18 protein-coding genes are annotated in these 21,400 nt (G+C 60.6%); 6 read left to right on the top strand and 12 right to left on the bottom strand.

Features of this window, described 5'->3' with window-relative positions; all coding sequences use genetic code 11:
• Nucleotides 1-12 precede the first annotated feature (12 nt).
• The 6 genes from pta to maeB form a co-directional block, all read right to left on the bottom strand.
• Nucleotides 13-1,029: a phosphate acetyltransferase gene (gene pta, locus AC3EMD_RS06730; RefSeq protein ID WP_012540923.1), complete on the bottom strand. Its 1,017-nt coding sequence runs from the start codon at nt 1,027-1,029 to the stop codon at nt 13-15.
• Complete coding sequence (gene eutT, locus AC3EMD_RS06725) at nt 1,019-1,828, bottom strand: ethanolamine utilization cob(I)yrinic acid a,c-diamide adenosyltransferase EutT (protein ID WP_302073997.1); 810 nt, start codon at nt 1,826-1,828, stop codon at nt 1,019-1,021. Before eutT ends, pta begins: the two co-directional genes overlap by 11 nt.
• Entirely contained in the window at nt 1,825-2,514 is a 690-nt protein-coding gene (gene eutQ / locus AC3EMD_RS06720; RefSeq protein ID WP_302073995.1) for an ethanolamine utilization acetate kinase EutQ, read from the bottom strand. The genes eutT and eutQ overlap by 4 nt, the downstream gene beginning before the upstream one ends.
• Entirely contained in the window at nt 2,492-2,971 is a 480-nt protein-coding gene (gene eutP, locus AC3EMD_RS06715; RefSeq protein ID WP_012540920.1) for an ethanolamine utilization acetate kinase EutP, read from the bottom strand. Before eutP ends, eutQ begins: the two co-directional genes overlap by 23 nt.
• Before the next feature lie 12 nt (nt 2,972-2,983).
• Nucleotides 2,984-3,319, bottom strand: coding sequence for an ethanolamine utilization microcompartment protein EutS (gene eutS, locus AC3EMD_RS06710; protein ID WP_002913729.1), 336 nt, complete (start codon nt 3,317-3,319; stop codon nt 2,984-2,986).
• A 218-nt stretch (nt 3,320-3,537) separates the two neighbouring features.
• Nucleotides 3,538-5,817 (bottom strand): NADP-dependent oxaloacetate-decarboxylating malate dehydrogenase, encoded by a 2,280-nt coding sequence (gene maeB, locus AC3EMD_RS06705; protein ID WP_008803844.1) that lies wholly within the window; start codon nt 5,815-5,817, stop codon nt 3,538-3,540.
• A 294-nt stretch (nt 5,818-6,111) separates the two neighbouring features.
• Here maeB and tal point away from each other — a divergent pair, with 294 nt between their 5' ends.
• Both tal and tkt read left to right on the top strand, forming a co-directional pair.
• Nucleotides 6,112-7,068: a transaldolase gene (tal, locus tag AC3EMD_RS06700; RefSeq protein ID WP_008803843.1), complete on the top strand. Its 957-nt coding sequence runs from the start codon at nt 6,112-6,114 to the stop codon at nt 7,066-7,068.
• A gap of 16 nt (nt 7,069-7,084) precedes the next feature.
• Complete coding sequence (tkt, locus tag AC3EMD_RS06695) at nt 7,085-9,079, top strand: transketolase (protein WP_008803842.1); 1,995 nt, start codon at nt 7,085-7,087, stop codon at nt 9,077-9,079.
• On the opposite strand, the gene AC3EMD_RS06690 is transcribed toward tkt, so the two are convergent.
• The 3 genes from AC3EMD_RS06690 to aegA all read right to left on the bottom strand — a co-directional run bounded on the left by AC3EMD_RS06690 (nt 9,069) and on the right by aegA (nt 12,816).
• Nucleotides 9,069-10,115, bottom strand: coding sequence for a DUF1176 domain-containing protein (locus AC3EMD_RS06690; RefSeq protein WP_008803841.1), 1,047 nt, complete (start codon nt 10,113-10,115; stop codon nt 9,069-9,071). The genes tkt and AC3EMD_RS06690 overlap by 11 nt on opposite strands.
• Nucleotides 10,116-10,178: 63 nt before the next feature.
• Nucleotides 10,179-10,775 carry a GDP-mannose pyrophosphatase NudK gene (gene nudK / locus AC3EMD_RS06685; RefSeq protein ID WP_002913754.1) on the bottom strand — a complete coding sequence of 199 codons (597 nt, stop codon included), beginning with the start codon at nt 10,773-10,775 and terminating at the stop codon, nt 10,179-10,181.
• Nucleotides 10,776-10,833: 58 nt separating this feature from the next.
• Nucleotides 10,834-12,816: a formate-dependent uric acid utilization protein AegA gene (aegA, locus tag AC3EMD_RS06680; RefSeq protein WP_064144465.1), complete on the bottom strand. Its 1,983-nt coding sequence runs from the start codon at nt 12,814-12,816 to the stop codon at nt 10,834-10,836.
• 372 nt (nt 12,817-13,188) lie between these two features.
• On the opposite strand from aegA, the gene acrD reads away from it, so the two are divergent.
• Entirely contained in the window at nt 13,189-16,302 is a 3,114-nt protein-coding gene (gene acrD, locus AC3EMD_RS06675) for a multidrug efflux RND transporter permease AcrD (protein ID WP_008803839.1), read from the top strand.
• Nucleotides 16,303-16,429: 127 nt separating this feature from the next.
• On the opposite strand, the gene ypfM is transcribed toward acrD, so the two are convergent.
• Nucleotides 16,430-16,489 (bottom strand): protein YpfM, encoded by a 60-nt coding sequence (gene ypfM / locus AC3EMD_RS06670; RefSeq protein WP_100181659.1) that lies wholly within the window; start codon nt 16,487-16,489, stop codon nt 16,430-16,432.
• Nucleotides 16,490-16,854: 365 nt separating this feature from the next.
• On the opposite strand from ypfM, the gene AC3EMD_RS06665 reads away from it, so the two are divergent.
• The 3 genes from AC3EMD_RS06665 to AC3EMD_RS06655 are packed head-to-tail and all read left to right on the top strand — an operon-like array spanning nt 16,855 to nt 18,569.
• A complete protein-coding gene (locus AC3EMD_RS06665) occupies nt 16,855-17,208 on the top strand; it encodes an ArsC family reductase (protein ID WP_008803838.1) in 354 nt (117 codons plus the stop codon).
• 3 nt (nt 17,209-17,211) lie between these two features.
• Nucleotides 17,212-18,339 (top strand): succinyl-diaminopimelate desuccinylase, encoded by a 1,128-nt coding sequence (gene dapE, locus AC3EMD_RS06660; protein WP_012540914.1) that lies wholly within the window; start codon nt 17,212-17,214, stop codon nt 18,337-18,339.
• A gap of 26 nt (nt 18,340-18,365) precedes the next feature.
• On the top strand, nt 18,366-18,569 hold the full coding sequence (locus AC3EMD_RS06655) for a YpfN family protein (RefSeq protein ID WP_002913768.1): 204 nt from the start codon (nt 18,366-18,368) through the stop codon (nt 18,567-18,569).
• A 48-nt stretch (nt 18,570-18,617) separates the two neighbouring features.
• On the opposite strand, the gene ypfH is transcribed toward AC3EMD_RS06655, so the two are convergent.
• Entirely contained in the window at nt 18,618-19,313 is a 696-nt protein-coding gene (ypfH, locus tag AC3EMD_RS06650; RefSeq protein ID WP_008803836.1) for an esterase, read from the bottom strand.
• A 76-nt stretch (nt 19,314-19,389) separates the two neighbouring features.
• Nucleotides 19,390-21,393, bottom strand: coding sequence for a tRNA(Met) cytidine acetyltransferase TmcA (locus AC3EMD_RS06645; protein ID WP_302073994.1), 2,004 nt, complete (start codon nt 21,391-21,393; stop codon nt 19,390-19,392).
• Between the last annotated feature and the right edge of the window lie 7 nt (nt 21,394-21,400).

Below are 21,400 nucleotides of genomic sequence, written 5' to 3'. Positions count from 1 at the left end.
GAAGGGGACCATTCATTCAACCAGCGTGGACGAGTCGGGGATCCGGCTTGCGTCCGTCTGGCGCGGTACCGACGCCACCAGCGCCAGTTCGATAATTTCCTCTACGCTACAGCCTCGCGAGAGGTCGTGAAGCGGGGCGGCGAGGCCCTGGATCAGCGGCCCGATGGCGCGATATCCACCCAACCGCTGGGCGATTTTGTAGCCGATGTTGCCCGCCTCCAGCGATGGGAAGACCAGCACATTGGCCCGCCCCCGCAGCGGGCTGCCGGGCGCTTTGTGCGCAGCGACGTCCGGTACAAAGGCGGCGTCAAACTGCAGTTCGCCATCGACCATCAGCTGCGGCGCCCGCTGACGCACGATCTCCGTGGCCTGCTGGACGTTAGCCACACAGGGATGCCGGGCGCTGCCGTGTGTCGAGAAGGACAGCATTGCCACCCGCGGCGCTTCGCCAGCGATCGCTTGCCAGGTCTCGGCGCTGGCAATCGCGATATCCGCCAGCTGCGCCGCCGTCGGCTGCGGCACCACGCTGCAGTCGGCAAACCCCAGCGGCTGGCCGGCATACTGCGGCAGCATCAGAAACAGCGAAGAGAGCGTTTTACACCCCGGCTGCAGGCCGATAAGGCGCAGACCGGCGCGCAGCACGCTGGCGGTTGACGAGAGATTCCCGGCGATACACACCTCGGCCTCACCGCCGCTGACCATCGCCGCGGCGAACATCAGCGGGTCGGCCAGCTTGTCGACGGCGTCAGCGGGCGCTTTATCGCCGGCGCGCGCCTGCCAGGCGGCGGCAAACGCCTCGCGCATCGCCAGGTTGCTGTGCGGATCAATGATCTGCACTCCGGTCAGCGGCAGACGTTCGCCAAGGGCGAACTGCCGCAGCGCGAAGGGACTGGCGACGAGGATCGGACGCGCCAGGCCCTGCTGCTGCAGATAATGCGCCGCCTTCAGCACACGGACGTCCAGCGCATCCGGGAACACCACTCGGGCGGGGGCGCGCAGCGCCAGTTTGCGGCATTGGTCAATGATCATCTTCACCTCCCAGGTGCTGCTGCAGCTGGCTGAGGGTTGGCGGCGAATCCGTCACGCCCAGGATCATCATCACGTAGACCGCGCTGGAGAGACGGTTGAGCGCTTGCATAATATCGGCGCGCCGGACCGCAAATTGCGGCGTGATAAACACCTGCGCCGCGGTCACCTCCGCCTCGCGGACTTTGCCGCGCAGCAGATTAAGCAGCGCGACCTCGCGCCCATGGCGGGCCTCCGGCACCAGGTGATCGTGGCCCAGGAAGCACAGCGGCTGATGGGACAGACGGTGTAGCTGTCCCTCGCTGAATCCGGCTATCGACTGCGCCGCCAGCGGCTCCTCCAGCGCGTCGGCGCGCATGATGTTGCCCAGCCGCGAACGGATATCCATCAGCCACGGCTGCCAGGACTCCGCCAGTTCAATTTGCAGCCACACCGTCAGAGCGATGGTGCTGTCCAGCACCGCACGGAAGGCCAGCCGCGGATCGTTTTTCGCCACCAGGGTATCGGCCGTCAGGTGGGTCAGGGTGTCCGGCTTTTTATCCACAGGCTGGTGACAGAGCTCGCAGCAGGCCTGGGGCGGATGGTCGCGGCTGGTCAGGACATGCACCGGCTGCGGCGTCTGTTCGTCATCCTCGACAAACAGGCGCCCCTGGCGGTCGAGAAATTTGACCCGCAGATGCCGACTTTCCAGCAGCTCCCTCGCCGAGGGCGTCAGGCGAGCGTCGGCAGGAAGATGGATTTCGCCGCCTTCGCTGAGCGTATGGTTCGCCCTGAGCCACGCTTCGGTAATGAAATCGTTCATAGCGATTGCCAGTTTGCCGGCCAGGCGACGTACAGGAAGCGCACCGTCGACGGGGTGCCGAATTCGATGCTGGAACCTTTCGGGATAAACATCACATCCCCCGCTTTGGCGACCAGGGTTTCCCCCTGATGGCGCACATGCAGCTCGCCCTCAAGCACCATATCGATCTCGTCGTAGTTCAGCGTCCACGGGAAGAAGGCGTTATCCCACTGCATAAATCCGGCGGCCATGCTGCTGCCATCCTGGTCAGTGACCAGATCCGTTAAGCCGACGCAGTGCGGCTGGGCGCCGTCGAAGCGGCCAAACTTCACGCTGCTGCCGTCGCTCACTTTGATGCCGCCTTTGCCGGTCACGGAGTCAAATCCTGGCTGCATCGCCTCCTGCTCCAGGGACTGCTTCTCCTTCATCACCTTTTCCATCAGCTGCGCCACCAGGCTTTCGGTAAACTGGCCTTCCGGCAACTGCGCCAGGATGGTTTCGCGGATCCGCTGGCTTTCCGTTTTGTCGCTGTCCGCCGCTGTCGCCGCCGGCGCGGCGCCATCATCCTCGGTGATAGTGAATCCCAGCAGCTCGGCGACTTCGCGCGCTTCCGGGGTGATAATGCTGGCGCGCAGAACAACTGACATCGCCTGTTCGCCGCGCGCGTGGGCGGCACGAATATCGTTAGCGGTAATGAGTTTCTTCACCTGGCCCTTCCTCCTTTTGGCTGAGCTCACTCAAATAATTTTCCAGCGACGCGACGCTTTGCGGATCGCAACCGTTGAGGGCGAAAACCGGCGCCTGAAACCCCATCCCGTCCAGCAGCTGCCGCACCGCGGCGAGGTTGGCATCCGGCAGATCCGTTTTACTGATCGCCACGATAAGGTGCTTTCGGCTGCCAATGTCCAGTAACCCGGGAGGCAGGCGACTTTCGGTATCATTGGCCGCATGGACATAAATCAGGGTGTCCACATCCTGCAGGGTGGTAATTAAGGCGTGATACCAGCGCGGATGGCTGAAATATTCCCCGGGTGTATCGATGTCGCCACGATCGTTAAATTCCAGCGCCTGCGTTTTTCTGGCGAGGGAATAATTTCCCTGCAGGGCATTAAATAATGTGGTTTTTCCTGCACCGACGGCGCCGACAATGGCAATACGCTTCATGGTCGCTCTCAATTAACTTTTCGTTAATTCGCACAAGGTATAATTTAATAAGCGGCCTAACCCGCCGATGGTCTGCAGGAGCGCCTCCTCCACCGCGCCGACCGAACCGTAGATCACCAGCGCGCCGCTAAACCGGTCGAGAAAACCGATGTGCACATCGGCGGCCTTCATCGCCAGATCGCCGGCGATCATCGCTGTTTCCCCCGGTGTCAGCGTCATAATGCCGATCGCGCCGGATTCGGGTACGCCGATCTTTTTCGCCAGCTCCGCTCCCGGGTGGGCAATCAGATGCGCCAGTGTGACCTGTTTGCCTGGTACGAATTCCTGAATAATGCGTTCTTTATCCATGACTGATTGCCCCCCTGAAATCTGTCCTCATGGTGACGGTATTTCAGCGCGGCAAATAACAAATTTCGGCAAGTGGGGTTAAAAGGTGAAGTGGATCACTCAGGAGAGAAAATAATAATGCGGCGGAATTAAAAAGGCAGGCTCAGCGTTTTTACTCGCCGGCCTGCCTGATATTGTGCGCGGAAAACTCTCCGCGCGTTAATGGGAAAAAAACGAGATTACAGCGGTTCGGTTTGCGCTTCGACAACCGCCAGCGCCACCATATTCACAATGCGGCGTACGGAGGCGATCGGCGTCAGAATATGCACCGGCTTCGCCACCCCCATCAGCACTGGCCCGACGGTCACCCCTTCCGAACTGGAGACACGCAGCAGGTTATAGCTGATCCGGGCGGCTTCCATATTCGGCATCACCAGAATATTGGCCGATCCCTTCAGCGGGCTGTCCGGCATGCGGTCGTTGCGGATGCTTTCCACCAGCGCGGCGTCGCCATGCATTTCGCCATCGATCATCAGCTCCGGGGCGCTCGCCTTCACCAGTTCAAGGGTTTTGCGCATCTTGCTGGCTGACGGGCAGTCGGCGGAACCAAAGTTGGAGTGCGACAGCAATGCCACCCGCGGCTCAATACCGAAGCGACGCACGCTTTCCGCCGCCATCAGGGTGATCTCCGCCAGCTCTTCCGGGGAGGGATCGTGATTGACATAGGTGTCGGCGATAAAGGTGTTGCCGCTCGGCAGCAGCAGCGCATTCATCGCCCCGGCGGTGCTGACGCCGTCGCGATAGCCAAACAGCGGCTGCACCACGCGGTAGTGGTCGTGGTACTCGCCGATAGTCCCGCAGATCATCGCATCCGCTTCACCGCGATGAACCATGATGGCGCCAATCACCGTGGTGTTGCTAATCACCGCCCGCTGCGCCTGCTCCTGGGTAATGCCGCGGCGCTTCATCAGCTGGTAGTACTCGCTCCAGTACTCTTTAAACCGCGGGTCGGATTCATTATTGACGATCTCAAAGTCAACGCCGGCCTTGATCTGCAGACCCAGCTTCTGGATGCGCATTTCAATCACGCTCGGGCGCCCCACCAGAATCGGTTTGGCCAGCCCCAGCGACACCAGCTCCTGAGTGGCGTGCAGTACCCGGGTCTCCTCCCCTTCCGCCAGCACCACGCGCTTCGGCTCTTTGCGCGCCTGAGAGAAGATAGGCTTCATAAACAGGTTGGTTTTATAGACGAACTCGCTCAGCTTCTCGATATAGGCGTCAAAATCAGCGATCGGGCGCGTTGCCACGCCGGAGTCCATCGCCGCCTTCGCCACCGCAGGGGCGATTTTGACGATCAGCCGCGGGTCGAACGGTTTCGGAATGATGTAGTCCGGGCCAAAGCTTAAATCCTGATCGCCATAGGCGGAGGCCACCACTTCGCTCTGCTCGGCATGGGCCAGCTCGGCAATGGCGTGCACCGCCGCCAGCTTCATCTCTTCGTTGATCGCCGTCGCGCCGACGTCCAGCGCGCCGCGGAAGATGAACGGGAAGCAGAGCACATTGTTGACCTGGTTAGGGTAGTCGGAGCGACCGGTACAGATGATGGCGTCATCGCGGACCTGCTTCGCCAGCGGCGGCAGAATTTCCGGCTCCGGGTTGGCCAGGGCAAGGATCAGCGGCGCGCGCGCCATCTTCTTCACCATCTCCGGAGTCAGCACTTTCGGGCCAGAGCAGCCGAGGAAAATGTCGGCGCCGTCGATCACATCATCAAGCGTACGTTTGCCGTCGTCTTCCACTGCGTAGGCGGCTTTGGTTTCCGCCATGTTCGGTTCACGGTCTTTATAGATGACACCTTTCGAATCGCAGACCACGATGTTGTGTTTTTGCATCCCCAGCGCCACCAGCAGGTTCATGCAGGCGATCGCCGCCGCGCCCGCGCCGGAGACCACCATCCGCACGTCGGACAGATTCTTCTCGACGACGCGCAGACCGTTGAGGATCGCCGCGGTGCTGATGATCGCCGTGCCATGCTGATCGTCATGGAAAACCGGAATATTCATCCGCTCGCGCAGCTGCTGCTCGATGTAGAAACACTCCGGCGCTTTAATATCTTCCAGGTTGATACCGCCGAAGGTCGGCTCGAGGGCGGCGACGACGTTAATGAATTTGTCCGGATCCAGCTCATCGACTTCGATATCAAACACATCGATGCCGGCGAATTTCTTAAACAGGACGCCTTTGCCCTCCATCACCGGCTTGCCGGCCAGCGCGCCGATATTCCCCAGCCCCAGCACCGCGGTGCCGTTGGAGACGACCGCCACCAGGTTGCCGCGGGCAGTGTATTTGTAGGCGGCCAGCGGATCTTTTTCGATTTCCAGACAGGGGGCCGCGACGCCCGGCGAGTAGGCCAGCGCCAAATCGCGCTGGGTGGCGAGAGGTTTGGTCGGCGAGACCTGGATTTTTCCGGGAACCGGAAATTCGTGGAAGTCGAGGGCGCTCTGTTTTAACTGCTCATCCATTTTCTATTCCTTTCTTTCACGTATCGTTCGTAGGGGAAAAGCGTGATGACCATCCTGTCGTTCACCTTTCAGTGGCAGACAGTATCCCTCCTGGCGGGGCGATAAACTTTGAACACCGCCAAACTCTGGCCATCGCTATGATCTGGTTGTTATCAATTTATAGCGGTTATGTTACCCGGATTCGCCGCCAATAATAGCCCCGTCTGCTATGCTTTTTGGTTATGTACCTCATCACTATTTATACCGCATACCGGCAAGCACTCATGTAACACCTTGTTCCAGGAGGACTTATCTATGAATCAGCTAGACAGCATCAAGCAGTTCACCACCGTGGTCGCCGACAGCGGCGACATCGAATCCATTCGCCACTATCATCCGGAAGATGCCACCACTAACCCCTCCCTGCTGCTGAAGGCCGCCGGCCTGGCGTCCTATAGCGGACTCATTGACGACGCCATCGCCTGGGCGAAAAAGCAAGGAGGCGGCCGTGAAGCGCAGGTGACTCACGCCTGCGATAAGCTGGCGGTCAATTTTGGCGCGGAGATCCTCAAAAGCATTCCGGGCCGGGTCTCCACCGAGGTGGACGCCCGGCTCTCCTTCAACCGGGAGAAGAGCATCGAGAAGGCGCGCCATCTGGTGGCGCTGTATCAGGAGATGGGCATTGATAAGTCGCGGATCCTGATCAAACTGGCATCCACCTGGGAGGGGATCCGCGCCGCCGAGACGCTGGAAAAAGAAGGCATCCACTGCAACCTGACGCTGCTGTTTTCCTTCGCCCAGGCCCGGGCCTGCGCCGAAGCCGGGGTCTATCTGATCTCCCCTTTCGTCGGGCGTATTTATGACTGGTATCAGGCGCGTAAGCCGCTGGATCCTTACGTGGTGGAGGAAGATCCGGGGGTGAAATCGGTGCGCAATATCTATGACTACTTCAAACAGCATAAATACACCACCATCGTGATGGGCGCCAGCTTCCGCCGCACCGAACAGATCCTCGCCCTGGTCGGCTGCGACCGGCTGACCATCGCCCCGCCCTTGTTAAAAGAGCTGCAGGCCAGCGACGCCCCGGTGGTGCGCAAACTGATCCCTGCCAGCCAGATCCTGCCGCGCCCGGTGCCGCTCAGCGAGGCGGAGTTCCGCTGGGAACATAATCAGGACCCGATGGCGGTCGAAAAGCTGGCGGAGGGGATCCGCCTGTTCGCCGTCGATCAGCGCAAACTGGAAGATCTGCTTGCCGCCAAACTGTCACTTTAGTCTCACGGAGAAAACTATGTCCCGAAGAGAGCTTGCCAACGCCATCCGCGCCCTGAGTATGGACGCGGTGCAGAAAGCCAATTCCGGCCACCCCGGTGCGCCAATGGGGATGGCAGACATTGCCGAAGTGCTGTGGAACGATTTTCTCAAGCACAATCCGCAGAACCCTGGCTGGGTGGACCGCGACCGCTTTATTCTGTCCAACGGCCACGCGTCGATGCTGCTCTACAGCCTGTTGCACCTGACCGGCTACGATCTGCCGCTGTCAGAACTCAAGCAGTTCCGTCAGTTGCACTCAAAAACGCCGGGCCACCCGGAGCATGGCTATACCCCCGGGGTGGAGACCACCACCGGCCCGCTGGGCCAGGGGCTGGCGAATGCCGTCGGCATGGCCATCGCCGAACGCACCCTGGCGGCACAGTTTAACCGCCCCGGTCATGAGATTATCGACCATCACACCTGGGTTTTCATGGGCGATGGCTGTCTGATGGAGGGGATCTCCCATGAGGCCTGTTCGCTGGCCGGTACGCTCGGACTGGGTAAGCTGATCGGTTTTTACGATCACAACGGCATCTCCATCGACGGCAAAACTGAAGGCTGGTTTTCCGATGATACGGCCGAACGCTTCCGCGCCTATCACTGGCATGTGATCGGTGACATTGATGGTCACGATCCGCAGGCCATTAAACAGGCCATTGCGGAAGCGCAGGCGGTGAAAGATAAGCCGTCGCTGATTATCTGTCGGACCATCATCGGCTTCGGTTCGCCCAACAAAGCGGGGTCGGAAGAGTCTCACGGCGCGGCGCTGGGCGAAAAAGAGGTGGCCCTGGCCCGCCAGCAGCTGGGCTGGAAATATCCGCCCTTCGAGATCCCGAAAGAGATCTATCAGGGCTGGGATGCGCGTCCGCGCGGCGAAAAAGCCGAGCACGCCTGGAACGAGAAATTCGCCGCCTACCAGCAGCAGTTTCCGGAGCTGGCCGCTGAGCTGACTCGCCGCATGGATGGCACCCTGCCGGAAGACTTTGCCGCGACCGCCCGCGACTACGTGGCGAAACTGCAGGCCGAGCCGGCGAAAATCGCCAGCCGCAAGGCCTCGCAAAACGCGCTGAACGCCTACGGCCCGCATCTCCCGGAACTGCTGGGCGGTTCGGCGGATCTTGCGCCGAGTAACCTGACCATCTGGTCTGGCTCGACATCGATTAAAGACGATCCTGCGGGCAACTATATCCACTACGGCGTGCGCGAATTTGGCATGACCGCGGTGGCCAACGGCATCGCCCTGCACGGGGGCTTCATTCCGTATACCTCTACCTTCCTGATGTTCGTGGAGTACGCCCGCAACGCCGCGCGCATGGCGGCCCTGATGAAGGCCCGGCAGATCATGGTCTATACCCATGACTCCATCGGTCTCGGGGAAGATGGCCCGACGCACCAGGCGGTGGAACAGCTGGCCAGTCTGCGTCTGACGCCGAACTTCAGCACCTGGCGCCCCTGCGACCAGGTGGAGACCGCCGTCGCCTGGCAGGCGGCCATTGCGCGCCAGAACGGACCAACGGCGCTGATCCTGTCGCGGCAAAACCTGGCGCAGATGCCGCGCACCCCGGAACAGGTGCAGGCTATTGCCCGGGGAGGCTACGTGCTGAAAGATGCCGGCGGGAAGCCCGACCTGATCCTCATCGCCACCGGCTCGGAAGTGGAGATCACTGTGCTGGCCGCAGAAAAACTGTTGGCGAACGGGGTGAATGTGCGGGTCGTCTCGCTCCCTTCCACCGATGTGTTTGATGCCCAGGATGAGGCCTGGCGCGAGTCGGTGCTGCCGTCGGACGTCAGCGCCCGGGTGGCGGTCGAGGCCGGGATAGCGGACTACTGGTATAAATATGTCGGCTTAAAAGGCAAGATCGTCGGCATGACCGGCTATGGCGAATCCGCCCCGGCAGAGCAGCTGTTTCCGTTCTTTGGCTTTACGGTCGACCATATCGTCGCCACCGCGGAGCAGGTGCTTAACGGGTGATCCACAGCGTGGGCCAGGCGTCTGGCCCCTGCCAGTTATCACACGTCGGCTGCTGCGCGTAGCGGGAGAGACTGAACCGCTGGCCGTCAAAACGCCAGCGGGTCTGGATCCCGCAATCGCCGGCCTCGCGGCCTTTATCCAGGGTCACCAGCTCATGGCGGCGATCATCGTAGCTGGCGTTGATAAGCTCGATCTCCCGCGGTGCCTCGCCCGGTGGCTGAAACGGCAGCGTCAGCCGCACCTGACGGGCAACATAGGGCCGCTGGCGGGAGACCAGCCAGGCCAGCCAGACGGTGTTGTACGCGCCGGATTCGCAGCTGGTCATCAGCAGCACTTTGTCATCCGTCAGCGCAGTAACGCGAATTTCACGGCGGAAGGGATCGAGGGAGCAGTTGCTGTTGGTCATCCGCTCATTACCGTAGTCCATCAGATCGTTGAGCTCCTCACGCCCCAGCGGCGACTGCGCTGTTTCCGCGGTCGCCACTGCGCGCAGCGCCGGGGCCGGCGGTACGCTGAGCGGCGGCTCTTCCCCTTTGCCGACCCAGGCCGTTTCACTGCCTACCCGCTTTTGCCGATCGTCGATAAAAAACAGAGCCGCTTTCAACCCCTGCAGGGAGATGCTCTGCAGGCCATTGGCCAGCGAGAGAGCTTTCCCCTCCTGAACCTGCTGGAGAAATGCATCGATCGTCACGCTGTCGGCGGTTTTAATGAGCTTATCTTCAATGTGCCAGCGCTTGTCGGTCAGGGACACCGGTTTGCCATCCAGCAGCAGGCGCGGCGCTATCGGCGCTAGCGTCGCCACCGGATTACCGGTGCCCCCCAGTTCGATACGCAGGCTGGCGTCAGTCACTGCTCCGGCGCTGCGGCTGAGGGTCATCACCAGCCCATAATGCAGCCCCACGTTACGGGTGACGCAGAAATTTTGGTTGTTACAGGTGACCTGCCAGTCGTTGAAGCGCTGCTGCGTCGGTGCCGACCATGCCTGCGAGCAAGGCAGCACCGCCAGAAAGAGGAAAAAAATGATGCGAAAAAGCATGAACCGCCCGACCCCAGATAAACCCGACCACGGCGCCTATCCTGGACAACGGCAGCCGCTTACTCAATCGGATTTGTCAGAGTTCCCCGACATCAGGCCGGAGGTTTGCAGATACTGCAGCAGGATGACCGCCTTACCGTCGCGGATCTCACCGTCAGCGACCATCTGCAGCGCCTGGCTAAAAGGCAGCTCCAGCACCTCGATGGCTTCATCATCCACCCCGCCGCCGCTGGTGGTTCGCTGCGCGTCGCTGTACTCGGCGATAAAGAAATGCACCACTTCGGTGACGCCCCCTGGCGACATAAACAGCTCAAACAGCTTACGCACCTCGCCCACTTCGTAGCCGGTCTCTTCCACCGCCTCTTTACGAATGCAGGCTTCCGGCTCGTCGTTGTCCAGCAGCCCGGCGCAGGTTTCAATCAGCATGCCGTCATGATTGCCATTGACCCAGGTGGCGACCCGGAACTGCCGCACCAGGACCACCGTCTGCTTATGGCGGTTATACAGCAGTACGGTGGCGCCATTGCCGCGATCGTAGACTTCGCGCTTATGGCGCACGACGCTGCCGTCCGCCCGCGTTAGCTCATAAGTCATGTTGCGTAGTACGAACCAGTTCTCAGAGAGGATTTTATCTTTAATGACGTGAATATTGAGTGACATACCGACCCCACAGCGTAAAAGGACGCCCTCATACTACGCTGCGGGGCCGGGTTTGTCGTCAGTGAAGCGGCGTCGTTTTCAGCGCCAGATAGTCCAAAATCCCCTGCGCCGCGTGACGGCCTTCCGCCATCGCCGTCACTACAAGGTCTGCGCCGCGCACGGCATCGCCGCCGGCAAAGATCTTCTCCTGACTGGTCTGGTAACGGTAACGGCTCTCGACGCCGGCTTTGATGCGCCCCTGGCTGTCCAGCGCCACGCCCGCCGCTTCCAGCCAGGGCATGCGGTGCGGGTGGAAGCCAAAGGCCATGATCACCGCATCCGCCGGCATAACAAACTCACTGCCGGGGATCGGCGTCGGGCGGCGTCTTCCTCCCGCGTCCGGGGCGCCCAGCTCGGTGCGCAAAAAGCGTACCCCGTTCACTCGCCCGCTTTCGTCCAGCTCCAGGGTCACCGGCTGGACGTTAAACTCAAAGACCGCCCCCTCTTCGCGGGCGTTTTTGACCTCTTTTTTCGAGCCCGGCATGTTGGCTTCATCCCGCCGATAGGCGCAGGTCACCTGGCGGGCGCCGTGACGCAGCGCGGTGCGCACGCAGTCCATCGCTGTATCGCCGCCGCCCAGCACGACGACGTTCAGCCCGGCAGTGTTGATATAAGGCTCCTGAGCCGATGCCGCCAGCCCCATCACCTGTTTGGTGTTGGCAATGAGGAACGGCAGCGCATCGTAAACGCCGGGGGCCTCTTCGTTCGGCAACCCCGCCTTCATGGAGCGATAGGTTCCGGCGCCGACGAACACCGCGTCATAGTCGGCCAGCAGCGTCGCCATGGGGATATCTTTCCCCACCTCGCAATTGAGCTCAAAGCGGATACCCATCTCGCTGAAAATGGCCCGCCGCCGGGCCAGCAGCGATTTATCCAGCTTGAACGCCGGGATGCCGAAGGTCAGCAGACCGCCAATCTCCGGATGACGGTCAAAAACCACCGGCTGGACGCCGTGACGCACCAGCACATCGGCGCAGGCCAGCCCGGCCGGCCCGGCGCCGATAATCGCCACCCGCTTACCGCTCGGCTTAACCTGCGAGAGGTCCGGACGCCAGCCGCTGGCCAGCGCCTGGTCGGAAATATAGCGCTCAATGTTGCCGATGGTGACTGCGCCGCTTTCATCGCGCAGGGTGCAGGCACCTTCACACAGCCGGTCCTGGGGGCAGACGCGACCGGTGATCTCCGGCAGGCAGTTGGTCTGATGGGAAAGCGCGACCGCGGCGGCGATATCCCCCGCCTTAACCAGCTCGACCCACTGCGGGATATGGTTATGCAGCGGGCAGGTCCATTCGCAAATACTGTGTTCCCCACACGTGAGGCAGCGGGCGGCCTGCTGCTGCGCCTGCGCCGGGGTGAACGGCTGATAGATCTCCTCAAAGTGGCTCTTACGCGCCTCCGCCGCCAGCTTATCCGGCTCCCCGCGCGGCGGCGTCATCGCCATTTGCCTGACCTTCGCGCCAACATTGGGCTGGCTGCAGGTCAGCGTACCGCGCTGCCACGGCTGCACCTCCTGGCATGCCGAGCGCAGTCGCCGCTGCTTCGCCAGCGCGGTCAACGTCTCATCGTCGGCGAGGGTCAGTGCCTGCGCGGGACAGTTTTCCACACAGGCCGGTCCCGCTTCGCGGCCCTGGCACAGATCGCATTTCTGCGCGCTGGCCTTTACCAGGCCCGCAGCCTGCGGCGTCACCACCACCTGCATCACCCCGAACGGGCAGGCCACCATGCAGGATTTACAGCCAATGCATTTCTCCTGACTGACCTGAACGCTGTCGCCGGACTGGGCAATGGCGTCGTTGGGGCAACTGCGGACGCAGGGGGCGTCTTCACAGTGGCGGCAGGTGATAGCGTTACGCTGGCCCGCCGCTTTGATGACGGTGATACGAGGTAAAAAGCGCTGCGGGGTCAGCACGTGTTGCTCCTCGTTATGCGCCATTACGCAGGCCACTTCGCAGGCCTGGCAGCCGATACATTTTCGACTATCGCTCAAAATAAAGTGGTTCATGGCTTCCTTTTGTCTTTTTGGTGAATAACCCCTCAATGCGCATGACTATTTATTACCCGACAAGACGGCGCCGGAACAATGTCCAAATGCCCAGGATAAACTTTTTCTGGAGAGAATCCGTTTTGGATCAATTTTTTTGACTTAAATGAAATGAGGTTTCACACCGGCAAGGGATAATGCGCCTGTCTGAGGCTGCAAAGCAGGCTCACTGCCTGCTGGCAGGAAAGTTCGAGGTTTCTTTACGATACGGCAAAAGCAACATGATAAATTACACTATCTCCTTAATTTCTCCACGATTGCCGGAGGCGCTGGCGCTAAAGTGGCACAGGCTGTGCAATAACAAAAAAATGTGCATATGAGGTCTTTATTCTGATGGCGAATTTCTTTATCGATCGCCCCATTTTTGCGTGGGTGCTGGCAATCCTGTTATGTCTGACGGGCACCCTTGCCATTTTGTCGCTTCCCGTTGAACAGTATCCCGACCTCGCCCCGCCGAACGTGCGGATCACCGCCAACTATCCCGGCGCCTCCGCGCAAACCCTGGAGAATACCGTCACCCAGGTTATCGAACAGAATATGACCGGCCTCGATAACCTGATGTATATGTCATCCCAGAGCAGCGCCACTGGCCAGGCGACGATCACCCTCAGCTTCACCGCCGGTACCGACCCGGACGAAGCCGTGCAGCAGGTTCAGAACCAGCTGCAGTCGGCGATGCGTAAACTGCCGCAGGCAGTGCAAAACCAGGGGGTGACGGTGCGCAAAACCGGCGACACCAATATCCTGACCCTCGCCTTCGTCTCCACCGACGGCAGCATGGATAAACAAGATATTGCCGACTACGTCGCCAGTAACATTCAGGACCCGCTCAGCCGCGTCAACGGCGTGGGGGATATCGACGCCTACGGCTCGCAATACTCAATGCGCATCTGGCTCGACCCGGCGAAGCTCAATAGCTACCAGCTGACCACCAAGGATGTGACCGACGCCATCAGTTCGCAGAACGCCCAGATTGCCGTCGGCCAGCTTGGCGGGACGCCTTCGGTCGATAAGCAGGCGCTGAACGCCACCATCAACTCGCAATCTCTGCTACAAACCCCGGAGCAGTTCCGCAATATCACCCTGCGCGTCAATCAGGATGGTTCAGAGGTGACGCTGGGCGATGTCGCCACCGTCGAGATGGGGGCGGAGAAGTACGACTACCTCAGCCGCTACAACCGGCAGGCCGCTTCGGGCCTGGGAATTAAGCTTGCTTCCGGCGCCAACGAAATGGCCACGGCGGAGCGCGTGATCAATCGCCTCAATGAGCTGTCGCAGTATTTTCCTCACGGTCTGGAATATAAAGTCGCCTACGAGACGACCTCCTTCGTAAAGGCCTCCATCACTGATGTGGTCAAAACGCTGCTGGAGGCGATCCTGCTGGTCTTCCTCGTGATGTATCTGTTCCTGCAGAACTTCCGCGCCACCCTGATCCCGACCATCGCCGTGCCGGTGGTGCTGATGGGCACCTTTGCGGTGCTGTATGCCTGTGGCTACAGCATCAACACCCTGACGATGTTCGCGATGGTGCTGGCGATCGGCCTGCTGGTGGATGACGCCATCGTGGTGGTGGAGAACGTCGAGCGCATCATGAGCGAGGAGGGCCTGTCGCCACGCGAGGCGACCCGCAAATCGATGGGACAAATTCAGGGCGCGCTGGTGGGGATCGCCATGGTGCTGTCGGCGGTGTTTGTGCCAATGGCCTTCTTCGGCGGCACCACCGGGGCCATCTATCGCCAGTTCTCAATCACTATCGTCGCGGCGATGGTCCTCTCGGTGCTGGTGGCCATGATCCTCACCCCGGCCCTTTGCGCCACGCTGCTCAAGCCGGTTAAGCCAGGTGAATCCCATGAAAGAAAAGGCTTCTTCGGCTGGTTCAACCGCACCTTCAACCGCAGCGCCAGCCGCTACGAAACCTTTGTCGGCAAAATTCTTCACCGCTCGCTGCGCTGGATGCTGATCTACGTCGTCCTGCTCGGCGGGATGGTGTTCCTGTTCCTGCATCTGCCCACCTCGTTCCTGCCGCTGGAGGATCGCGGGATGTTCACCACCTCGGTCCAGTTGCCGAGCGGCGCTACTCAGCAGCAGACGCTGAAAGTAGTGCAAAAAGCGGAAGATTACTTCCTCAATAATGAGAAGCAGAACGTCGAATCGGTATTTGCCACCGTCGGTTCCGGCCCCGGCGGCAACGGGCAGAACGTGGCCCGCATGTTTGTGCGTCTCAAAGACTGGGACCAGCGCGACCCGGAAACCGGCTCCTCCTTTGCCATTATTGAACGCGCCACCAAAGCGTTTAATCAGATCAACGAAGCGCGGGTCATCGCCAGCAGCCCGCCGGCCATCAGCGGCCTCGGCAGTTCGGCAGGCTTCGATATGGAGCTTGAGGATCACGCCGGTAAGGGGCACGATGCGCTGATGGCGGCACGCGATACGCTGCTTGAGCTGGCCGGCAAAAACCCACTGTTGACCCGGGTCCGCCATAACGGGCTCGACGACAGTCCGCAGTTGCAGGTCGATATCGATCAGCGTAAAGCGCAGGCGCTGGGCGTCTCCATTGACGACATCAACGATACGCTGCAAACCGCGTGGGGGTCGAGCTACGTCAACGACTTTATGGATCGCGGCCGGGTGAAGAAAGTCTACGTCCAGGCAGCGGCGAAATACCGGATGCTGCCAGACGATATCAATCTCTGGTATGTCCGCAACAGCAGCGGCACGATGGTGCCGTTCTCGGCCTTCGCCACCTCGCGCTGGGAGACCGGCTCGCCGCGGCTGGAACGCTACAATGGCTACTCGGCGGTGGAGATCGTTGGTGAGGCGGCGCCGGGTATCAGTACCGGCACCGCGATGGACATGATGGAGAAGCTGGCCGCGCAGTTGCCAACCGGCTTTGGCCTCGAATGGACCGCCATGTCCTACCAGGAACGCCTCTCTGGCGCTCAGGCGCCGGCACTGTACGCGATTTCGCTGCTGGTGGTGTTCCTGTGCCTGGCGGCGCTGTACGAGAGCTGGTCGGTGCCGTTCTCGGTGATGCTGGTGGTCCCGCTCGGGGTGATTGGCGCCCTGCTGGCGACCTGGGTGCGCGGCCTGGAGAATGATGTTTACTTCCAGGTGGGCCTGTTAACGGTGATCGGCCTGTCGGCGAAAAACGCCATTCTGATCGTTGAGTTCGCCAACGAGCTGAACGAGAAAGGCCAGGATCTGCTCAGCGCCACGCTGTCGGCCTGCCGTCAGCGCCTGCGCCCCATCCTGATGACCTCGTTGGCGTTTATCTTCGGCGTGCTGCCGATGGCGACCAGCACCGGGGCCGGTTCCGGCAGCCAGCATGCGGTCGGTACCGGGGTGATGGGCGGGATGATCTCCGCCACCGTGCTGGCCATCTTTTTCGTGCCGCTGTTCTTTGTGCTGGTACGCCGTCGCTTTCCGCTGAAGGAGCGTCCGCAATAAGCCGTCGGGCGTTGGCGGCGAGCCTTAATAACAGAAAAGGCGACCCTTAAGGTCGCCTTCTTTATGTGTTCAGAACGATGACGCGCTTATTTACTTCGCGTTATTCCCCTGCTCACATTGCGGAAATTTATTTACGAAGCATGCCTTCAATAAAATCTTTCCAGTTCCCCAGTTCATGTTCAATCATAATAGCCTCTCTTATTATTATGGTCGATTCTATATAACTTCATTGCTGATGGGAAGTTGGGCTCCCCTATTGCTCTGATTGTCTTGTGGACGTCTGACAGAGATAAAACCTCTGGTTGCCGCCACTATGCCGTTTCGTATGTAAAAATTATGTGACGCAGAGCACTCTCAGGCAACATTTTCGCAATATTGTTAATAGCCTCACATCACTTCCGCGAATGAGCAAAATTTCACCACGCCGTCAATTGAATGAGATACCCGGTAAAAAGTTATATTTATTCATCTGAATCACGTATTATTTCAGTAAGACTTATATATTCGGAAATATCTGAGTTAACCGCTTAATTGAATGTGAAAGGTTTATCTATGCTCACCATGTACGGAATTAAAAACTGCGATACCATTAAAAAAGCCCGTCGCTGGCTGGAAGCGCATCAGATTGCGTATCAGTTTCATGACTACCGCGCCGATGGCCTTGACCGCGCGCAACTGGATACCTTTATTGCCGAACTGGGCTGGCAGGCGCTGCTGAACACCCGCGGCACCACCTGGCGCAAACTCGACGAGTCGCTGCGCAACAGCATCGATAATGCCGACGCCGCCGCCGCATTGATGCTGGAAATGCCGGCGATTATCAAACGCCCATTGCTCTGTGCGCCCGGTCGTCCTATGCTGCTGGGTTTTAGTGAAGCAAGTTATCAGCAGTTTAACGAGGTATAGTCTATGTCTTGCCCGGTCATTGAGCTGGCTCAGCAGCTTATTCGCCGCCCTTCCCTTAGCCCCGATGATGCGGGATGCCAGGCGTTAATGATTGAACGCCTGCGTGCGATCGGCTTTACCGTTGAACCGATGGATTTCGGCGATACACAGAATTTCTGGGCCTGGCGCGGCCACGGCGAGACGCTGGCCTTCGCCGGCCACACCGACGTGGTCCCGGCAGGCGATGCCGACCGCTGGATCAACCCCCCGTTCGAACCGACCATCCGCGACGGCATGCTGTTCGGCCGCGGCGCAGCTGATATGAAAGGCTCGCTGGCGGCGATGGTGGTGGCGGCGGAACGTTTTGTCGCGCAGTACCCGAATCATCGCGGCAGACTGGCGTTCTTGATCACCTCAGATGAAGAGGCCAGCGCCAAAAACGGCACCGTCAAAGTGGTGGAAACGCTGATGGCGCGTAATGAGCGTCTGGACTACTGTCTGGTCGGCGAACCCTCCAGTACCGAGGTGGTCGGCGATGTGGTGAAAAACGGCCGCCGCGGCTCGCTGACCTGCAACCTGACCATTCACGGCGTGCAGGGCCATGTTGCCTATCCGCACCTTGCCGATAACCCTGTCCATCGCGCGGCGCCGATGCTGGCGGAGCTGGTCAATATCGAGTGGGATAAAGGCAATGAATTTTTCCCGCCAACCAGTATGCAGATCGCCAACGTACAGTCCGGTACCGGCAGCAACAACGTGATCCCCGGCGATATGTTCGTCCAGTTCAACTTCCGCTTCAGTACGGAACTGACGGACGAGATGATCAAAGCCCGCGTGGTCTCCCTGCTGGAAAAATACCAGCTGCGTTACAGCGTGGAATGGTGGCTCTCCGGCCAGCCGTTCCTCACCGGGCGCGGTAAACTGGTGGATGCGGTGGTGAGCGCAATTGAGCACTATAATGAGATCAAACCGCAGCTGTTGACCAACGGCGGCACCTCTGACGGTCGGTTTATCGCCCGCATGGGGGCGCAGGTGGTTGAGCTGGGCCCCGTGAACGCAACCATTCACAAAATTAATGAATGTGTGAACGCCGCCGACCTGCAGCTGCTGGCACGGATGTATCAACGCGTAATGGAACAGCTGGTCGCCTGACGAATTGACGTAAAGAGGAAGCGCGCATGGAATGGCTTATTAAACACTGGTGGATTCTGGTTCTGGTCTTTTTGGTGGGGGTGATTATCAACGTGATCAAAGATCTGAACCGCGTTGACCACAAAAAATTCCTTAACAACAAACCCGATCTGCCGCCGCACCGCGATTTTAACGATAAATGGGACGATGACGACGACTGGCCAAAGCACGACCAGTCGAAGAAACCGTAAGTTTGCCTTTATCGCGGTACTGCCCGCCTGTAACCCCGTCCGCCGGGGTTACAGCATTTCGATGATATCGTCCCCTTTTGGCGTACTGCCGCTCAGCGCCTCATCAAAATAGTGCTTCGGCACGGTATAACGCAGACGCTCGATCGCAAACTGCATGCTGCGATCGTCAATGGCATGCCCCAGATCGTCAACAATATCTAAGGTCACGTCGCCGCCCGCCTGCTGTAATGCCTCCTGAGCCGACACCGCCCACGCCAGGTCGATAACCCGATCTTCCCCCCCGTGGATCAGATGAATGGTGGTGGCCGTCGTTGCCGTCATCGGCAGCGTCGCGTAGCGGCCATTAAAGGCGATCACTCTTGAAGCCAGATCTGGCGCCGCTTTGATACTCTCCAGCGACATAATCGCCCCCTGAGAGAAACCGATCAGCGCGGTGGCCAGTGGACTGACGCCGCTTTTCTCTTGCCAGTAGCGCACAATGTCAATGAAGGTCGGCATAATGGCATCGATGCGCTGCTGACGATTCTCTTCCGTCACTCCCTGCACCGAAAACCACTGCCGACCGTTGGGACCGCAAGGTTCCACCCCGCCGATACTGACGATCAGCGCATCGGGAAACTGCGGCGCGAACCAGCTGCCGATTTGCCCCATAGAGACCGGGTTATCACCCACACCATGAAACAGCAGCAACAGCTGTTGCGCAGGCGTCGCAGGGCTTTGAACAATAAAATGATCGTGTTTCATGGCTGTCTCCTTAGTGTATGCGGGCAGTTTACGCCGCTCGCCAGATATGACCATGTCATTTAACTGAATGAGTTAGTTAAAAAAATTGCAGATGCGCCACCTGCTGACGCAGTGCCTCAGCACGCGCTGCATCGAGGAAGCATAAGGCGTCAGCGGCCTCCTGACGCCATCTCGCCAGCAGGGCTTTACGCCCCGTCAGCCGCAGCGCAGCGCACAGCGCGGCTTCCTCTTCTCCCTGCAGACGCCTGCGCAGGGCCGGTAACGGCATGTCGACCTGCATCAGCAGGCGGTTGAGGCAGCCCAGCGCCGCGGCCAGCGGGCGATGGGCGAAAGCAAAGCTCGCCGCTTCCAGCCAGTCCTCATCACTAAGCATAGCGTCTGCGACGGCTGGCAGCGGCGCGGATTCGTCCCGCCACGGGCGAAGCCAATATTCATCCCGCAGCAGCCGCTGCGCCTCCCGCTGCGCGAGCTGGTGCCCCGCTGCAGTCAGCGGGAACAGAGCCATCGCGGTATAGCAGCCGCTGCTGGCCTCGCGATGGGTTCCCAGCCGCACGAGGATAAACCCGCAGCGTTGCCAGAAGCGCCACAGCTCAGGGGTATAGCCGAAGCTGATGGACAGATAGTCATAGCCTGCGGCATCGGCGGCGATACTGGCGATCATCTTCTGCCCGAGACCATCGCGCTGACGGGCAGGATGGACAGCGATCCGACTGACCCGCAGCCCGGACAGCGTCGCCGCCAGGGGACTGCCGCCATGCGCCGCCAGCGACTGGGCGACCAGATTCCCGCGCGGCCGGCGAAACCCTGCCCACACCGCCCGGCTAAGTTCGGGAGAAAGTCCCCCCTCGGCCACCAGCCACAGCGCGCCCGCCACCGCGCCGCTGGCGCGAGCGCAGCGAAAAGCCTGGCCGGGGGCATCCATCATGCGCCGCAGATCGAGCGGGGAAGTCCGGTAGTGCGCCCCGGACAATAGCTGGTACATCGCCTCCGGTAGCGCTGGCTGCGATTGCCAGCAGGACTGATTAACCGCTTCCAGCACCACCTCCCCCGTCGGCGCGTCGCGAAATGCCTCATCGTTAAAGATCAGCAACTGACGGATGGCTGACTCCAGCGGACAGCCCGCCGCCCAGCGGATCGGGGCGCTCAGGCTGAACGACTGCAGACGGGGCAGGCTGGCGCAAAATTTCAGCAGGAATCCGCGACCGGTGCCTTCATAACCCTGCACCGTCGTGGTGAGTAGCGTGCGGGGAAAACGGCTTACCAGCTGCCGGAGAAGCGGAGCCGGGATCGACGCGGCCTCATCGACAATCAGCCAGGCCGCCGTTTCTTGCGACGCCAACAGCGCATCGGGCGCCATAAAGCGGAACGCCTCGCCGGCAAAGCTCGCCAGCACCTCGACGGCGCTACGCGTTGGGGCGGTGACGATGGCCTCGCCCTCAAGCTGGCGCAGCAGCATGCCCGCGAGAGCGGATTTCCCTCGCCCGCGCTCTGCCGTCACCGCCGCGATACCGGGCGGCAGCCGCAACAGTTGCTCAAGGATTAGCGCCTGCTCGGCCTGGGGGTGGCCATCGGCGGGATGCCAGTCAGGGCGGGGGGCGGCCAGCGGGAAGCGCGGCCGGTCCGACTGCTGCCAGAGCAGCACCTCCGGATCGGCGATAAACTGCCGGCAGCAGCGGTGAACAAAGTTGGGGGTAACGATAGGGTCGGGAGTATCGCTCCAGCGCAGGGAGTCCTCATCCGCCCGGGTCGGCCAGTCGGCGAAGGGGGGCGTCAGCAGCACCAGCCAGCTTCCCGCCCGCAGCGTACCGCTCAGGGCCGCCAGGGCCGCCACGTCACACCCGCGCCGGGCATCGAAAAAGGCGTGCATCACTTCCCGCCCCAGCAGCGTCTTCAGGGCGCCAGGCGCCACGCAGGGCGCAGAAACCGGATCGGAGCCTACCCACAGACCATCGCCGCCGAGCCGCTCCCGTAGCGCCTGCGCCTGCTGCAGCGTCCAGGCCTCATCGCCGCTGAGCACCAGCAGGCGACGGATCCCCTCCCGCGCCATCTGCGCGGTGAGGTCAAGCAGCGCGTCCATCATCGGTGGC

It is taken from the genome of Klebsiella sp. PK18 (assembly GCF_057784655.1).
Note: the sequence above shows the minus strand (reverse complement) of the source record. Positions and strands in the feature narration are given on the sequence as shown.

Coding starts and splice junctions, on each gene's coding strand:
- eutT (WP_302073997.1), bottom strand. CDS start 1,828: ATGAACGATTTCATTACCGAAGCGTGGCTCAGGGCGAACCATACGCTC.
- eutS (WP_002913729.1), bottom strand. CDS start 3,319: ATGGATAAAGAACGCATTATTCAGGAATTCGTACCAGGCAAACAGGTC.
- eutP (WP_012540920.1), bottom strand. CDS start 2,971: ATGAAGCGTATTGCCATTGTCGGCGCCGTCGGTGCAGGAAAAACCACA.
- acrD (WP_008803839.1), top strand. CDS start 13,189: ATGGCGAATTTCTTTATCGATCGCCCCATTTTTGCGTGGGTGCTGGCA.
- tal (WP_008803843.1), top strand. CDS start 6,112: ATGAATCAGCTAGACAGCATCAAGCAGTTCACCACCGTGGTCGCCGAC.
- AC3EMD_RS06655 (WP_002913768.1), top strand. CDS start 18,366: ATGGAATGGCTTATTAAACACTGGTGGATTCTGGTTCTGGTCTTTTTG.
- ypfH (WP_008803836.1), bottom strand. CDS start 19,313: ATGAAACACGATCATTTTATTGTTCAAAGCCCTGCGACGCCTGCGCAA.
- maeB (WP_008803844.1), bottom strand. CDS start 5,817: ATGGATGAGCAGTTAAAACAGAGCGCCCTCGACTTCCACGAATTTCCG.
- AC3EMD_RS06645 (WP_302073994.1), bottom strand. CDS start 21,393: ATGATGGACGCGCTGCTTGACCTCACCGCGCAGATGGCGCGGGAGGGG.
- pta (WP_012540923.1), bottom strand. CDS start 1,029: ATGATCATTGACCAATGCCGCAAACTGGCGCTGCGCGCCCCCGCCCGA.
- aegA (WP_064144465.1), bottom strand. CDS start 12,816: ATGAACCACTTTATTTTGAGCGATAGTCGAAAATGTATCGGCTGCCAG.
- nudK (WP_002913754.1), bottom strand. CDS start 10,775: ATGTCACTCAATATTCACGTCATTAAAGATAAAATCCTCTCTGAGAAC.
- AC3EMD_RS06690 (WP_008803841.1), bottom strand. CDS start 10,115: ATGCTTTTTCGCATCATTTTTTTCCTCTTTCTGGCGGTGCTGCCTTGC.
- tkt (WP_008803842.1), top strand. CDS start 7,085: ATGTCCCGAAGAGAGCTTGCCAACGCCATCCGCGCCCTGAGTATGGAC.
- dapE (WP_012540914.1), top strand. CDS start 17,212: ATGTCTTGCCCGGTCATTGAGCTGGCTCAGCAGCTTATTCGCCGCCCT.
- AC3EMD_RS06665 (WP_008803838.1), top strand. CDS start 16,855: ATGCTCACCATGTACGGAATTAAAAACTGCGATACCATTAAAAAAGCC.